General features: G+C 34.0%; 17 protein-coding genes. 7 read left to right on the top strand and 10 right to left on the bottom strand.

What is annotated here, in order from left to right; genetic code table 11:
- Nucleotides 1-75: 75 nt before the first annotated feature.
- Nucleotides 76-1,056 (top strand): class II fructose-bisphosphatase, encoded by a 981-nt coding sequence (gene glpX, locus CUB63_RS01915; protein WP_006532981.1) that lies wholly within the window; start codon nucleotides 76-78, stop codon nucleotides 1,054-1,056.
- A 109-nt stretch (nucleotides 1,057-1,165) separates the two neighbouring features.
- Here the strand turns inward: glpX and CUB63_RS01910 are convergent, their stop codons facing one another.
- The 4 genes from CUB63_RS01910 to CUB63_RS01895 form a co-directional block, all read right to left on the bottom strand.
- Nucleotides 1,166-2,197, bottom strand: a complete 1,032-nt coding sequence (locus CUB63_RS01910; RefSeq protein WP_109847336.1) for a methylphosphonate esterase — start codon at nucleotides 2,195-2,197, stop codon at nucleotides 1,166-1,168.
- 10 nt (nucleotides 2,198-2,207) lie between these two features.
- On the bottom strand, nucleotides 2,208-3,164 hold the full coding sequence (locus CUB63_RS01905) for a DMT family transporter (protein WP_109400595.1): 957 nt from the start codon (nucleotides 3,162-3,164) through the stop codon (nucleotides 2,208-2,210).
- A 128-nt stretch (nucleotides 3,165-3,292) separates the two neighbouring features.
- Nucleotides 3,293-4,030 carry a glutamine amidotransferase gene (locus tag CUB63_RS01900; protein ID WP_006532984.1) on the bottom strand — a complete coding sequence of 246 codons (738 nt, stop codon included), beginning with the start codon at nucleotides 4,028-4,030 and terminating at the stop codon, nucleotides 3,293-3,295.
- Nucleotides 4,031-4,057: 27 nt separating this feature from the next.
- Complete coding sequence (locus CUB63_RS01895) at nucleotides 4,058-5,278, bottom strand: PfkB family carbohydrate kinase (RefSeq protein ID WP_109400596.1); 1,221 nt, start codon at nucleotides 5,276-5,278, stop codon at nucleotides 4,058-4,060.
- A gap of 959 nt (nucleotides 5,279-6,237) precedes the next feature.
- Here CUB63_RS01895 and CUB63_RS01890 point away from each other — a divergent pair.
- Entirely contained in the window at nucleotides 6,238-6,729 is a 492-nt protein-coding gene (locus CUB63_RS01890; protein WP_109847335.1) for a DUF4822 domain-containing protein, read from the top strand.
- Nucleotides 6,730-6,855: 126 nt separating this feature from the next.
- Here CUB63_RS01890 and CUB63_RS01885 read toward each other — a convergent pair whose 3' ends face one another.
- Both CUB63_RS01885 and CUB63_RS01880 read right to left on the bottom strand, forming a co-directional pair.
- Nucleotides 6,856-7,992, bottom strand: coding sequence for an AAA family ATPase (locus tag CUB63_RS01885; protein ID WP_109400598.1), 1,137 nt, complete (start codon nucleotides 7,990-7,992; stop codon nucleotides 6,856-6,858).
- Nucleotides 7,989-8,693: an RNA ligase family protein gene (locus CUB63_RS01880; protein ID WP_109847334.1), complete on the bottom strand. Its 705-nt coding sequence runs from the start codon at nucleotides 8,691-8,693 to the stop codon at nucleotides 7,989-7,991. Before CUB63_RS01880 ends, CUB63_RS01885 begins: the two co-directional genes overlap by 4 nt.
- 253 nt (nucleotides 8,694-8,946) lie before the next feature.
- On the opposite strand from CUB63_RS01880, the gene CUB63_RS01875 reads away from it, so the two are divergent.
- The 3 genes from CUB63_RS01875 to CUB63_RS01865 all read left to right on the top strand — a co-directional run bounded on the left by CUB63_RS01875 (nucleotide 8,947) and on the right by CUB63_RS01865 (nucleotide 11,395).
- The gene (locus tag CUB63_RS01875) at nucleotides 8,947-9,735 is read left to right on the top strand and encodes a glucose 1-dehydrogenase (protein ID WP_006532993.1); all 789 of its coding nucleotides are present in this window, start codon (nucleotides 8,947-8,949) and stop codon (nucleotides 9,733-9,735) included.
- Between the two features lie 599 nt (nucleotides 9,736-10,334).
- On the top strand, nucleotides 10,335-10,592 hold the full coding sequence (locus tag CUB63_RS01870; RefSeq protein WP_006532995.1) for a hypothetical protein: 258 nt from the start codon (nucleotides 10,335-10,337) through the stop codon (nucleotides 10,590-10,592).
- A gap of 110 nt (nucleotides 10,593-10,702) precedes the next feature.
- The gene (locus tag CUB63_RS01865) at nucleotides 10,703-11,395 is read left to right on the top strand and encodes an XRE family transcriptional regulator (RefSeq protein ID WP_072064132.1); all 693 of its coding nucleotides are present in this window, start codon (nucleotides 10,703-10,705) and stop codon (nucleotides 11,393-11,395) included.
- Nucleotides 11,396-11,415: 20 nt separating this feature from the next.
- Here CUB63_RS01865 and CUB63_RS01860 read toward each other — a convergent pair whose 3' ends face one another.
- The 4 genes from CUB63_RS01860 to CUB63_RS01845 form a co-directional block, all read right to left on the bottom strand.
- On the bottom strand, nucleotides 11,416-12,042 hold the full coding sequence (locus CUB63_RS01860; RefSeq protein ID WP_109847333.1) for an ABC transporter ATP-binding protein: 627 nt from the start codon (nucleotides 12,040-12,042) through the stop codon (nucleotides 11,416-11,418).
- On the bottom strand, nucleotides 12,036-12,812 hold the full coding sequence (locus tag CUB63_RS01855; RefSeq protein WP_109847332.1) for an ABC transporter permease: 777 nt from the start codon (nucleotides 12,810-12,812) through the stop codon (nucleotides 12,036-12,038). The genes CUB63_RS01860 and CUB63_RS01855 overlap by 7 nt, the downstream gene beginning before the upstream one ends.
- A 99-nt stretch (nucleotides 12,813-12,911) precedes the next feature.
- Nucleotides 12,912-13,667, bottom strand: coding sequence for a molybdate ABC transporter substrate-binding protein (gene modA, locus CUB63_RS01850; protein WP_109400602.1), 756 nt, complete (start codon nucleotides 13,665-13,667; stop codon nucleotides 12,912-12,914).
- A gap of 240 nt (nucleotides 13,668-13,907) precedes the next feature.
- Nucleotides 13,908-14,891: a sugar-binding transcriptional regulator gene (locus tag CUB63_RS01845; protein ID WP_072064136.1), complete on the bottom strand. Its 984-nt coding sequence runs from the start codon at nucleotides 14,889-14,891 to the stop codon at nucleotides 13,908-13,910.
- 368 nt (nucleotides 14,892-15,259) lie between these two features.
- Between CUB63_RS01845 and cutA the strand changes: the two genes are divergently transcribed.
- Together cutA and sra are read left to right on the top strand one after the other, a co-directional pair.
- A complete protein-coding gene (gene cutA / locus CUB63_RS01840; protein WP_072064137.1) occupies nucleotides 15,260-15,568 on the top strand; it encodes a divalent-cation tolerance protein CutA in 309 nt (102 codons plus the stop codon).
- A gap of 391 nt (nucleotides 15,569-15,959) precedes the next feature.
- Complete coding sequence (sra, locus tag CUB63_RS01835) at nucleotides 15,960-16,193, top strand: stationary-phase-induced ribosome-associated protein (RefSeq protein ID WP_006533006.1); 234 nt, start codon at nucleotides 15,960-15,962, stop codon at nucleotides 16,191-16,193.
- The last annotated feature ends 56 nt before the right edge of the window (nucleotides 16,194-16,249 follow it).

Genomic DNA, 16,249 nt, shown 5'->3' with positions numbered 1-16,249 from the left:
ACACAATTTCGAAAAAAAGGTATGATCGGTAACCTAACTTAATCTTCCATTTATATCGCAAAACACACTCATAATATGAAATTAAATGACGAATTAACTAATGCTATCGCTTCTGTAACAGAAGCCGCAGCTATTGCAGCAATGCCTTGGATTGGAAAACAAAATAAAAATGCAGCAGATGATGCTGCTGTCAGTGCCATGCGTGAACGTTTAAATAACCTAAATATCAATGGTGAAATTGTCATTGGTGAAGGTGAAATAGATGAAGCGCCTATGCTCTATATTGGCGAAAAAGTAGGAAATGGGAAAGGCGATAAAATAGAAATTGCAGTTGACCCCATTGACGGTACACGCATGGTCGCTATGGGTGAAAATAATTCCCTAGCTATTTTAGCCGCTGGCTTTGAAGGCAGTTTTTTACAAGCTCCTGACATGTATATGGAGAAATTAATTGTTGGTAAACAAGCTGCTGGTGTGATTGATCTTAACCATTGCCTTGAATATAACCTTGATGCTATTGCACAAACATTAAATAAACCTATTGAACAGCTAACCCTTGCTATTTTAGATAAACCACGTCACCACGATATTATTAAAGATCTGCGCGCGAAAGGTATTAATATTATTACACTACCTGATGGTGATGTTTTAGCTTCTTTATATGCCACAATGCCTAATAACAGTATTGATGTTATGTATGGTATTGGTGGAGCACCCGAGGGCGTAATTAGTGCGGCTATCGCGAAGGCATTAGGCGGTGATATGCAAGCACGTTTGATTACTCGAGATATTGCAAAAGGAAATAGTGCGGAAAATAGAGAATATGCCGTTTCTGAAATTGCTCGTTGCCACAAAATGGGTACCGATGTAAATATTAAATTGTCATTAGACACATTAGTACGTAACCAAGATGTTATGTTTGCAGCAACAGCAATTACCAAAGGTGATTTTTTATCTGGTGTTAATCAACAAGCTCAATACTTACAAACACACTCTTTAGTCATTAATGGTTCAACGCATTCATTGCGTTATATTGAAAATTTCCATTTACGTTAATGCTTCATTTTGTCTTCTTTTCCTTGAAACATAAAAAAGCGGCACTTTATTAAGATGCCGCTAAATTTACTTCAAGGGGTATATTTATTGTTATTTACTCACTTCAGATTTAAGCCAATAAATTAGCTGGATTATCTACACATAATTTTTTAATAATAGATTTATCAATGCCACGTTGAGCCAATAATGAAAGGAATACATTAGGAACAAATCCCCAACCATTTCCTCCATTTTTCGCCCACATCTGTTTTAAGAACACATCATGGCTTAATACAATTTGGCTACCATAACCTCTTTCAATTAAGGTTGCGACGGCTTCTACGGTATCCATAACACTTGGTGCTGCCCCTTCTTTAGGGAAAGAGATATCCAGACCAATCATATCAAACTCAAGCCAAACACCGCGATCTAACATTTTGCATTGATAATCAATATCTTTACCTGATGGGTCCGAATGTGCCAATGAAATCTTAGCGGGGTTACATCCCATTTCTGTTAATAGAATATCTAAAACTTCATCGCCACGACGTTGCCAACCCGGCATATGAATATTCATTGAAACATGAGGATTACCATTTTGCGCAATGGCAGCAGCACGTAAGCTATTTTTTTCACCATCAGTAAAGAATGGAGAAACGCCAATTTCGCCAATCATGCCAGCACAAATATCAGTACCATCAATACCTACATTCAATTCATCATCAATGATTTTTGCCATTGCATCAATATCATCAGCCAAACGCTTCCCTTCAAACTTTTCAATATAAAGTCCTGAAGAAGCAACAACGTTAATACCAGTGATTTCTGCAACTTGTCTTAATTTTCTAATATCACGTCCAATTGATGAAGATCCTGTTGCATCAACAATTGTTCTGCCTCCTAACTCTTTGAAGTTATTTAATTCAAAAATAACATCTTCGATAGGCTTTTTATCCATATTATCGCAACAGCAATATGGATCGTATTTAAGTCCCCACTGAATATCTGCACTCACCTTCTTATCAACTAACACATGCGAGAATTCATAAAAAGGTTCATCAACAACACCTGAGAGATCATTAAAAAGGTGTTCATAAGGCAATGTTAGCCCCATATCTTCTTTTTTCACGGGGCCAGTTACGGTTTGAATATAACCTTTCATTACGATACTCCTACGCTTTTGCTGACTTAGTCGCTCTGAATTCAGGAATTGTAGTTACAATCGCACCCACTAACGCAAATAATGTTCCAATGATTGTCACTAAATAAACGGTATTGCCTAATGACGGTAATAATAAGTCAATTAATACAGAACCTAACAACTGACCCGCTGTTGAGGCAACGCCTAACATCAGTAAGCCTAAACCACGTACTAAAATAGCCATTAATGCGATAGACATAAGTCCTAAAGGACCACCTAAATACATCCACCAAGTACCTGGTAATTCAAGAGTGATATGACCTAATGCCATGCGAACAATGAGAGCAATCGTTAAAACAGTGAAGCCAACTATAAAGTTCCAAGTGATAGACACCATCATAGAACCTGTTGCTTCAGCAACTTTAGCGTTACCTGCTGGCTGCCAACCGGCTAATAAACCAGCCAGAAAAGGTAAAATTGCTAAATAAATAAATGAGGTTGAGTGCCATTGTGGAGAAACTACAAATAAAGTTGCAACAACAGCTAATATTGCACCTAATACACGATATGGTGTGAAATATTTTTTCTCATCAACACCGACACCAAAGCGGTCACATAATAAACCTGATAATAAGAGTGCTGAAATTAATGCTGTTTGGAATGTTGCAATTCCTAACGCGCTCGCAGAAGCTCCTTCAGAGAAAACAACCATTGCACCACAAAGACCCGCAAACCAGTTCCATAATGGGATTTTACGCGTTTTAATTAAACTTGGAATTGAAGCAAATTGTTGGCGATACTGTTTTTTCGACATAATGATAAAAAACATCACCACTAAACCACTGGCAAAAGAGATAACTGCACTGGCGTTACCATCTTTTAAAACATGCCCTAACTGCCCATTCACCGCAGACTGCATTGGTGATAGCATACCTGCTAACACAGTTGCTAACATCAGCAATGGTGTTGATAAATTTTTTGTACTCATAAGATGTTCCTTTTGGATTATTGGCTATGAGTGATTTCTTTTTTTATTTTTCAAGTAATCGGTTTTATTAGCGCAGAGCGGCAACTCTGCGCTTTTTTACTTTTTATTACAGTTATTCTTAATTCAAATTAACGGGCAATTTGTTTAAGAATGTTAACCCACATATCTGCATAATGAGGCCATGCTAAAAACTCTTTGCTACCCCAATGAGGAGAACAATCACTCATAAAGCAGCCTGTTTTTCCTTTTTCGAACTGACCAAATACCAGCAATGGATCTTCGCCAATATTTAAAACGGTTTCTGTATTCTCTTTAGCTGAAACTTTGTTATAGCCAAGGAACATAGGCCATTCACCAAAGCCTTTTACTGATGCATGCTCAGCGTTTACAGCACTTGCAAATACACCTTCAGGCGCTTCTACACGATCGTCGCCATCCAGCATTTCAACAGGCAGAACTTCTGCAAGTAATGTATTTTTGTAGTTTGCTTTAGCCTCAATACCCATAAATGACAGGTAACCACCAATCATTAATAAGCCACCGCCATTAACTACAAACTCTTTAATTAACCCTAATGCGTTAGGAATGACTTTCATGTTATAGAACGTATCGTTTTGCAGAAGGAACGTATTTGCACCAATATCACTAATAACAATGACATCGTATTTAGCCAATGCTTCAGCCGTTTGTGGAAATGCAACCTGAACGGTATGGGCAGGCATATAATCAACTTCAACACCTTTTTCTCTTAAGCAACTTAATAAGAACGTAGAACCTTCTTCATATTTGCTGGAAGTGAAACTGTCGTAGCCTTTAGAGTGGATCATATGAATGTGCCATGACTCACCAATAAATAAGATTTTCATTTTTATTCCTCTTTCAAAAAAGATTATTTATTCAGGGGATTGGGTGACAATCTGTGAATATGTTGTTTGATTGATGCGATGCATGACATTAATATCTTCAGGCATTTCTGAAGCATTACTCGTCTCAACAGCTAATGATGAAAAAGCTGATGCATAGCGTAACGCATAAGAAAACTGCTTTCCTTTTGCCAACGAGGCAGCGAGCGCTCCATTAAAAGCATCACCTGCCCCTGCTGTATTTTTTACAACTGCCGGATATGCCGGCGAATAAATATACTTATATCCGTCATAAGCTAACGAACCTTTACTACCCAGCGTAATAACCACTTTATTTACGCCTTGTTGATAAATAGAAACTGCAGCATTTTTTGCAGATTCTAAATCGAGTACTTCTATTCCAGATAATAAACTGGCTTCCGTTTCATTAGGTGTTAATACATCTATCATTGGAAGTAATTCATTAACTATTTTATTATAAGGTGCTGGATTAAGAATAATAGGTATATTATTTTCGTTTCCAATAGCAATAATTTCTTTTAATGCCTCAATATTTGTTTCTAATTGAAGTAAAATTATATCCGCATCAATAATTTTATCTTTTTGTATTTTTACTTCATCAGCAGTAATATCCATATTAGAGCCAGAATAAATAGAAATAATATTTTCCCCACTCTCTTCAGAAACAAAAATAGATGCAGTTCCTGTTTGATAATTTTCAGTTTGATATATCGTTGATGTTTTTATTCTTGATGATGATATAAAATTAACTGCATAATCACTAAATTGATCAGTACCTATCTTCGTTATAAAATGCACCTGTGCATCAGCATAACTCGCCGCCAATGCTTGATTACAACCTTTACCTCCTGGTGAGAAGATAAACTTATTCGATAATAAGGATTCCCCGGCTTCTGGCAATCTAGGAAGATAACTAATCATATCAACATTAAATGAACCTAGTACGCACACCTTATTTATTGCTGTTTTGTTTGCTAAATCGTTTTTATCAATTTGATCATTACATTCTAGAAATTGTATAATTTCTTTTTTTGCAACTTTATCTAAAGTTTCAAATTCTATAAAAGCACCACCATGGCACCTTTTTATAATTCCTTTTTCTGCGAGTGTATTTAAATCTGATCGTATTGTTTCTTTGGTAACATCAAGTTCTTTAGCCAAAACAGAAACTTTTACTGCACCATTACCTTTAATCAGATTAATTATTTTTTTATGACGTTCTGCTTTCATTTAATGTTACCTCTATGGCAACAACTTTAGTTTATTAGTTGTTATGGGATTGTGATTACAATCATATGTTATTTATTAAAAGCAAAAAAAAGCAGAAATACAAAAATAAAAAACAAAAAGAAACAGAAATAAACAATGACAATAGTAAGATAATTTAATAAATGAATTTTTAACTTATACTTTTTTTAGAAAAAAATGAGTAAATTTACAATGTCGTCTTACCTTATTAATATAAATAAATTTAATATTGCTTTTTTATTTTTATACGGAAAATAATATTATTGATTTACATATAAAAATAAAATTTATTTTTATATGTAAGATCTTACAAAAGAAATCATTTTATATCACTATAAACTATCCGTAATAATGCTTAAATAAAATACAATCTAATTGAATCGTGCAATGCATTAATTATTTTTATCATCTCTGATTTTTAAAACGCATTTACCATAAAGACATTTTAATCATTAAACACCAAAGAAAATGTTATCTTTTCACCAGAGAACGTAAATTACTTAAGTAATGCAAAAGCAACGCTTAAAACACACTCAGTTTTCATCTTTCATTTTTGTGACCTAAGTAACATTTAGTTAGATAAAAACGTCATCATCTTTGTCTATTTAATTCACCAATGAGTCAATCTTTGAATTCATATTGTAAATCAAGAAAGATTTTTATCTATTTTTTGTGCTATCTATAAATATGATTTGTTTTTTTTAATTACACCACCTATAGCAATTAAATCTATAATAAGAATAAATGGAGATAATAATGCTAATAAATATAGTATATTGAATATTTCTAACCAGTAAGATTTGTCAAAAATTCTTTTTTTAGAAACATTTAGACATAATTATTTCCTCGCACTTCACTCATTTTATACTAAAATTTATCCATACCGTCAGACATAACATAAATTACTGACAAAAAGCACAACGTAAAATAAGGATATATCAATGAAAATAAAATCACTTATCGCAATCTCATTATTAAGCGCTAGTTTTTCTCTTTTTGCTGCAGAAAGTTCATCAACTGCTACTAACATTCAAACTCAAGATGTTATTCAGGCTCAAAAAGACCTTAACGATTATGAGAAAATCATGATAGAAAAAGTTTGGATAACAACTGACGCTATCGATGAAAAAGGAAATAAAACAACTCCAGATAATGCTCAAGTTAGCAACTATTTTGGGCTTGCAGAATACTACCCTAATGGCACATTTATTATGTTTACGCCAGAAGGTAAACAAAAAATGCAAGGTGACTGGTCAATGTCAGACGATGGCAAAATACGCACCTTAGTTGCCAAAGATACTGAAGGTAAAACACTATTCACCCGTGATGTAGAAAATATCACAGTTAAAGATGATGAGTACACCTATCGTATTTATCCAAATGCTGATGATCGTAATGTCTATTTCGATATTATCCATCACGTTAAAAAGTAAATTGAGTACGTTGTTTTACTTGTGAATTAATCCTACTCAATAAGTAAAAAAGGGTTACTTATTTTTATAAGTAACCCTCATTTATTTTATAACCGACTTAACATTTCACCGAGATTAATCAATTAATTAAAATATGGTCTGAGATTGACCTTCAATCCAATAAATCACTTTGTGTGCCTCTTCTGGTGTTGGTACTTCCAATTTATTCAACATACGTTCCATTACTTTAGCTGGCACTGCTTCGTTTCTTGCATTATTTTGCCTCTGCCATTGCGCATAAGGGACTTCAATATATACCAACGTAATCTTTGCATTGTAACGATAAAACAAAGAGATAAGTTGATCTCGCATTTTTCTTGTAATATTGGTGGCATTCCAAACAAAAGGTTTATGCTCTCGTAAATATATACGAGCTTGTTCTTTTGCTTGCTGTGCTATCCAACCATTAGCATCTCTGTTATCAGGTTTAATATTATGTTGGCGACGGAGATCATCTAAACTCACAATCGGAAGATCTGCACAATGTTGGCGAATAAAGGTATCTTTTCCCATACCAGGTAATCCACATAACACTGTCACTTCACTTCCTTTTTCAGGATAAGGCTCGTAATTACAATCCGTACTACTGTCTGTATAAAAATAGTGAAAACGAGCATCATTTGAAGGAAATGGAGCAGCTCTACGCCAACAATTTAACTCTTCACAATAAAGTGTAAATAACGCAATTTTATCAAAAAGAGCTGGTTTATCTTCACAGTCTCGCCCTAAAACATCAGCTTTAGCTAATAATGCTAATAAATAGCAATCTACTCTCTGTGATGCAGCAAGCAGAGCTTTTTTAGGATCAGGTTTATCCATCACCCACAACGGTAAACCGTGAAAGCGAACTAAAGCAGCGATCTGCTCTCTATCAGCAAAGCTTAAAGGTACTTTTTTATATAGAAAAAGACGCGTTGTTAGCTCACCTTTACGTGCATGACCCGGTGAAACAATACGTCCCTCTTCTTCCCGGGTTGTAGAGCGTTTTTCTACATCATGAAATAGTGCCGAGATCCATAAAATTTGCTGTTCTCTTTCAGTTAGCCTCGTATATTCTGGCAATGATTTCACTGAATTGATTACTCTTTGTGTATGTATCGCCACATCGCCTTCTGCATGATGAATAGGATCTTGTATAACACCAGCCATATCATTTATTTCATCATACAGTTCACAAAGGTGTTCCCATGACATTTCAGTGTGTAGTTTTTTATGAAGCATCATTGAGACTCCTGTGTTTTTTCCCAGATTAAAGGGGCTCGCCGCCAATTTTTTTTCCAATGAACATCTGTTTTAACATGGTCTTTTCTAACATATTTAAAAACACGATGAGAAAAATCATTTAAAGAAAATGACTGTGCATCTCGTGTAACAATACCTTCCATTGGGCTTAGTTTTTGAGTTAAAACATCTTGAGATTGAAAAAAACTTGCCTTTTTGGCTTGTGAAACAATCATATTTTCAAACTCTGTTTTATCCTGACATTCAGGCAATTTAATTTCTGGCACAGTAGGAAGATCAAACAAAGAAGCATAAAACTGCACTTCTTCCCAACCTAGCCATTTATCTTTATAACGAACCGCAAACACATAAAAATATTCTTCTAAGTGTGCATATTCAATAGAATGAATGGCATATAAATTTTCACCGAAAATATCTAATTCACCTAAATCATTTTTCATCATTTGCCAACGTTGACGCAATTGAGATGTCCACGCTGATTGCGTTGGAGTTGCATGCGAACGCGCAAAAACCCCCATTTTATTTAGGCAATTATTTTCTCCATCTAGTTTTTCTGTATGGATAAGTTGTTTTATTTGACAAATATCCTGCCACCATTGCGCATTTATACGATCGTCGTTTGTTGTGCCTGGTGAAAAAGGATAGTGATAGGTTCTATCATATTTTTGTGATTGATTATTCATTATTTAATACTCATTAAGTAACAGAAGCTCTACCAAATTTTTAAAATAAATTTGGTAAGTTAATTTTTCTGTATTTGCACGATTCTTTCAGTGCCTTAATGCGTATTACATAATAACAACCTACAATAAAGAGAAGTGAAAAATAAATAAGTGGCTATATTAACCATAAGCTTAGTAGAGTGCTAGATAAATAATCTTATTTATCTCTTATATTACTTTTTGCTTAATTTTCAAATCGAATATCGGAGGAAGTATGTACAACGATCTTCAAGGAAAAGTCGCTGTCGTTACGGGGTCATCAAGAGGAATTGGTGCTGCTATTGTGTCACGATTAGTCGCTGAAGGAATGAATGTCGTGATTAACTATCATTCTGACGAAAAAGAGGCTCAATGCCTTGCCGATGATTTAAATAAATTAAATTTAGGTAAAGCCATTATTTTTGGGGGTGATATTAGCAACGAAGATGTTGCCCATAATTTTATTTATTGTGCCATCAATCATTTTGGCAAGCTCGACCTTCTTATTAATAATGCTGGTATTGAAACACAAACACCTTCCCATGCTGTTGATTTAGCTGATTGGCGTAAAATTATAGATGTGAATTTAACGAGTTACTTTCTTACCGCCCGCTCTGCGCTAAGATATTTTGTAGAAAATAAAATTCAAGGCAATATCATTAATATATCTTCAGTTCATGAAATTATCCCTTGGCCCACTTTTGCAAGTTACGCAGCAAGTAAAGGTGGGGTAAGAATGCTAACTCAATCTCTCGCTCTTGAATATGCAAGTCAAGGTATTAAAATTAATTCAATTGGCCCCGGAGCAATAAATACCCCCATCAACCAAGAAAAAATGCAAGATGATACGCTTCGTGAAGAATTAGAAGAGATGATCCCCATGAGATATGCTGCTGAGCCAGAAGTCGTTGCTAATGTAGCCGCTTGGTTAGCATCTGAACAATCAGCCTATATCACAGGACAGACTATTTTTATTGACGGAGGGATGACACTTTATTCCTCTTTTCAATCTGGTAAAGGTTAATCGACAATAAAGTTCCCACTTTCTATATTACTAGAAAGTGGGATGTATTATTAATTACTCTCGTTCTAAATAAAGCACAATATTTTCAGAGTTAATCAAGTTATTTTAAAATAATAAGCTCTCTATCTGAAACAAATGGTATATCTAATTTTCGAGTTCTCTTAGAATAGGCCCCTTCTCTGTTAGCCATGCCATAACGGCGTGTTCTGTCCAATAAACACTTAGTCTTGAGTAAATACTAGATATCTGTTTTTTAACTAAATTTATATAATTAATAAACATTATTTAAATTAGTTTCTTATGGGGGATATTAATTTAGATAATGCAAATAACAATATTACAACAAGTAAGTAGCCTGAAAAACAATTCTATTTGTTTTCACAATATATCAATAGCGTATTATTCTCTGATGATTAGGTTATTCGCCTATAACACATTACAAAAAAATACAAACAAACACTAGAAAAATTGTGATCAAATACACTTTTTTGCATCATTAATGCTATTTAAGACAAATAGAAACTGCTTTTTTATCAACAAATAGGTAATCTAGCGGTCTGATTTTGATGACCAAACATGAATAGTTAAAAGGATATTTTATGTTTACTTCACAGCTCATGCTGGTCGGTTATGTATTGTTGGTAAGTCCTTGTGGAAATGATTCTTGTGATGCTGTTCCTGTTACAGAAACAATTTATACTAAAGATGAATGCACAACGCGACTTAACTACTTAAAACAAAAAAGACCTGACCTTATTATTTTCTGTGGAGAAGTCTTGAGAGATCCTGAAGTCACTGATGAAAATCCTTATCTCACCCCACCAGATAGTGCAGATGACGTTTTCAAAATTAAGTAATTAATCTATTCTTAATTTTATTCTTAAGGTAAAATACAATTTAATTTGTTTTCTTTTTACGATATACTCTTTGTACTTGAATATGTAAGGACACGTATTAGGAGTCACTAATGTCTATTGCGAAACGTACCAAAGATAAACGCATTGCGTTAGGTTTAACACAATCAGAACTTGCCACTTTAGCAAGTACGACACAGCAATCCATAGAACAACTAGAAAGCGGTAAAACTAAACGTCCCCGTTTTTTACCTGAATTAGCAAAAGCGTTAAATTGTGATTTGGCTTGGCTACTTGGAGGTGAAGAACAAACCAATGCAACTTCTGAAATTCCACCAGAGAATGAATGGCAACCTGTAAGTGAATGGGACAGTAATACTCCTTTAGGTGATGATGAAGTAGAAATACCCTATTTTAAAAGTATCGAGCTCGCAGCAGGTGACGGTTGTTGTACTAACGAAGATCATAATGGATATAAATTGAGATTTTCAAAAAGCACATTACGCCGTTATGGCGCATCATCTCAGAACGTGATCTGCTTTTCTGTTTATGGCGACAGTATGTCACCCGTTATTCCAAATGGCTCAACAGTTACTGTCGATACAGGCAATACTCGTATTGTTGATGGTGGTATTTATGCTATCGAACAAGATGCTTTGTTTAGAATAAAACTACTCTATCGTCAACCTGGCGGTAAATTAATTATACGTAGTTATAATAAAGACGAATTTCCTGATGAATCAGCGGAAACAAGTTCTGTAAAAATTATGGGGCGTATTATCCATTGGTCAGTAATGGCTTGGTGATCAATAAGCAATCAATAACTTCATAGTATAGAATTTTCAGTAACAACTTGTCCTTGAGACAATAAAACCGTTTTATCTGCTAGCGCTTTTATTTCACGAGGCTCATGAGTAACCATGATCATCGTTATCTCCTTAGATTTTAAGGAACTCATTAAATCCCAAAGTTGATAACGTGTTTCCCAATCCAAACTCGAAAAAGGTTCATCCAGTAGTAAAAGTTTGGGTTGGCTAATAAGAGCTCTTGCCAATGCAACACGTTGTTGCTCACCTCCTGATATTTGATAAGGATAACGTTCAGCAAGATGTGTAATTCCCATTTGCTCTAATATCGCCTTTTCTCTCTCCTTACTTCTTTTCTGTTTTGCACCATATTGTGCTAGCCATAAATTTTGTGTCACCGTCATAAACGGAAATAAATAAAGCCGTTGATTTAAATATCGGCAAGAACGCAACCACACAGGCTGTTCATTTATACTTTTATTTGCAAGATAGATATCTCCAGAGTACGAAGTATATCCAGCAATCGCATTTAAAAGTGTAGTTTTACCGCTTCCTGATGTACCACTTATTCCTAAGCAAGTTCCTTTCTCTACCTTTAACGAGACATCTTTTAATATGCCCGATGTTAATGAACGAATTTCTAACATGATGCCTTCCTTTCTCGCTGTAAACGATGCAACGCAAATAATAAAGTAATCGCGATAGCGATAAGAACGAGCGCACAACCTATTGCCAAGGTGAAATCTCCACTGGCGATATTTAGATAAATTGCCATAGGCAACGTTTCGGTTTTTAACCTTGTTGCACCAGCTAACATTAACGTAGCGCCAAATTCACCTAAGGCTCTAGAAAATGCGATAATACTTCCACTCATTAGAGCTGACCAGCAAAGTGGTATTTCAATTAAGAAAAATGTTTTTGTTGGTGTTAATCCTAAATTTTGTGCTGTTTGAATATAAGCAGGATCAACCGACTTAAAAGCAGAAAGGCTGTTTCTCATAATAATCGCGCTAGCAACATAAGTTTGAGCAATAATAATACCCAACGGTGAAAAAAGAGAGCGAGATAACTCAGGAAAAATACCTGTTAAAGGCCCCTGATTTCCTAATAACAATAATAATCCGATACCGATAACTAATGGAGGAGTCACCAAAGGTAAATCTAATAACGCATCAATGAAACGATGCCCTTTAAAAGGAATTCTTGTCATTGCCCATGCGGCGGGTACACCTAAGATAATTGCTAAACATAAAGAAGTTAGCGCTGTACTGAGTGACATACCAATAGCAAAATGAAATTCAGGATCAATAATAACTTGCCTCAATTCAACATAAGAAAGTTGACATATCAGCGCAATTAGCGATCCTAAGATCAGAAATAACAATAAAAAGAGTGGAATTAATGCCCATCGAAACACGTTATTTCCTTTTTACGATAAATATTTATTTTATTGTGATAATGAAAAAAGCCACCAGTGAGTTGGTGGCAAAAAAACACAATTTATGTGAGAAAAAATTTATGGTTTCGAAATTACAGGAAGAAAACCATAATCAGTAAAAGCCTTGATCCCTTCAGAGCGAGTAAAATAATCAGCAAGTAATTGTGCTTCTTCTGGATTTGCTGATGTTTTTAAAACAGCAAGTGTTGCCACTTCTTCTGGACTACCTTCAGGAACTGGAAGTAAAACAAGTTTATCTTGGTTTTTCATTGCATCTGCATATCCAATAATGGCAGCATCCACTTCCCCATTTAATAAATACATAAGCAATTGTTTAATTGTTGCAGTGCGAACCACAACTTTATCGCGTAATTTATCACCTTGTCCTGATGCATCAATAAGTTGTTCGCCACTTTTTCCTAATGCGATAGCTTTAGCATCACCCATACCTAGTTTTAATGAACTATTCGCAAGATCTTCTAGGGTTTTAATATCCCCCACTTTATCTTTACGCACAGCAATAACTGGAATATGGCGAATAATAGAATACTGATTAACCACTTGCCCTTCTTTATCTAACTTTTCAACATAATCTTGTGACCCAGGAAAGAATAAATCTCCCTGCTTAGTTAAATTAAAGCGTGTTAATATTTGGCCTGAACCACCATATTCAATAGTGACTTTATTTCCTGTCTCTTTTTCAAACACACTCACAACCTGCTCTACGGGTTGTTTTAATCCAGCCCCTGCATAAAGATGAAGCTCAGCTGCAAATGTATTATGACAAATTAATCCTAATGCTAATCCTAAACTAGCAAGCAATTGGCGTTTCATAAATATGGTAATCCCAATCATCGTTATATAATTTTTTATATAATGAATGATATAAGCATTTAAGGCAAGAGACTCATATTAAAAAAAGGTAAAAATGTTAACAACTTATCATTTTTATCTTTTTCTTTATGTATAAGATTTACAGAAAAGACCTTTCAAAATAAATGCTTATTATCAGAGATAAGTAGATCTTAAATAGTCATTTGCCAAAAAATCCTCGCTTTCACGAGGATTTTATTACTAATTATCTAACTCTAATAATGCCAACGCTGTGACTTCATCAATTACAATATCAGTGGCATAACCTCCTTTTATCGCCCCTATTGTTGCTTGAATATTTTCCACACCACCAGCAATAAAAAGTCGTTGTGTTATTTGTCTTAACTGAGCAAGACTTATTCCCATTATCCTAAGGTCAATATCAGAAACTAAAGGATTACCTTGCGCATCATAAAAACGTCCACAAATTACACCGACAGCGCCTAAATCACGATATTGAGCCATCTCACTACTCGTTAAAACCCCCGTTGTTACCAAAGGATTATCATCAAATGTATTACCCACAACAAAAAGGGCTTTATTACACTGATTTAGCGCCGAAAAACTGCGCCTAATAATAGGCTCAGCTTGAAGTTCCATTGCTAGGCGCGCACTAGAAACTACCGCAGGTACATGCAAATTAATACTGCACCCTGACAACTTGTTTGCAATTAACGCGGCTGCTTCTGTTGTTTTAAAATCAGGCTGTGGCGCTACGGCGCCTATCATTTGTAGTACTGTGATATTTTTTAATGACTTGGGTGAAAGATAATTACCCAATTTATAAATTGTTCGTCCCCAAGCAACACCTAAAATATCATCGTCATTAATTATCTGAGAAAGATACATTGCTCCTGCTTTCGCTAACCTTTCTCTGTTCATATTTAAAGTATGTTGTGATTTATTCTTTTCTTCATCAGGTAAAATAAGCACATTATTAAGATCGAATTTTGCTTTTATTCTGAGGGCATAATCAATCGTAGAAAATACTGATGAATCCAAGTTAATATTTACGAATCCTTTTTCTCTAGCTAAATGCAAATATTTCACGACAGTAACACGAGAAACACCCATAATATTTGCAACTTCACTTTGGCTGAGTCCGTCCTGATAGTAAAGCCACGCTGCATAGAGAACGGGATCATTATCAAATAAACTCGCGTTTTTTAGCGAATTATTATCCATTTTAAACCCCACAAATTTTTATAAATCTTATGACTAATTAGTTTATTTTATATTAGAGATATTATTGAAAATAAAATGCCTTTAGCCAAATTAAGCCTATAACACAAATAGATACATTTCATTAATCTACCAATAATATCGGCACTCTTATATTTTTCTTTACTACAAGAACCTTATAATACGTAAAATGCCCTTAATAATGCCGTAAACAGCTCATATCGAGAAAGTTTTTTTTGAAAATACTGTTTTATTTCGCTAAAAATAAAAATATTAGATTTAAGTTTTAAAAAGTTTTATTTTGATAAAATTAAAATCATCAAGCCTGATTACTGCTATGAAAAATCAAATTAATTTTAAAAGGACAAACAATGATAATTGCATACTCTACAGCACCAAATGAAAAAATCGCTAATGAAATTGCGCATTACCTCATCAATACAAAGCTTGCTGCTTGTGTAAACTTAATACCTCAAGTTAAATCTATTTATCATTGGGATAATAAAATTATTGAAGATAATGAAATACTTATGATGATAAAATCTGAAAAAATTAAACAGCAAAACTTAATTGATGCTCTTGTCGAAATACATCCCTATGATACTCCCGAAGTGATTATAATACCGATTGAAAATGGTTTTAAAGGTTATCTTAATTGGATCCATACTTCCTTGGGCTAAAATAACGTTAAATTTTTATTGAGATCTCTTTTCCAATATCTTTTTTCAAAAAGATGATAATTATTTGTAATTTAAAACATCTTATATCATTATCATCTAAATTATAAGACAAGTAACCCATTGTTAATATTAAACTAAATTTATTATTTTTAATAATGACAGTATTTTAAATACTCTTTATAAGAATAAAAATTTTAATTTAAAGTAACGACAATCTAGTTAGTTAAATTTCGACTAGAAAAACATTTTTTATTAATCTAAATATATTTTAAAAATTATAGAGAAAATAGCCTTTAATGCTAAATTAATAAGGTTACCAACACCTTATTCTTTTTATTTTCTGTTATAATAAAAGGGCTTTCTCTAAATTACATGTAAAAAGGAGTGAGTTGTGAAAACAAACAGAGTCGCAAGACGAATTTTAGGTTTACCTTATAATTTAAGTCGGTCTAAAAAGAAAGTGCGTTTTTCCATTATTGCCTCTACAAACGCTGAAAATGTACCTGCTGAGTTAAAAAATGCAGCTAAAATCTGTTTAAAACAGGATTTCAGAAAGAAAGCAACGCACAAGCGTATCTATATGAAGTTAACAGATGCTTATCCTGAGTATCTTGCAACTAATTAATATTTTCATACGCAAACGCTATTTAATAAATATTTTCGTATTTAGTTTGTATACTT

It is taken from the genome of Proteus penneri (assembly GCF_003144535.1).
Classification (GTDB): Bacteria; Pseudomonadota; Gammaproteobacteria; order Enterobacterales; family Enterobacteriaceae; genus Proteus; species Proteus penneri.
This window is presented reverse-complemented; position numbering and strand designations above follow the sequence as displayed.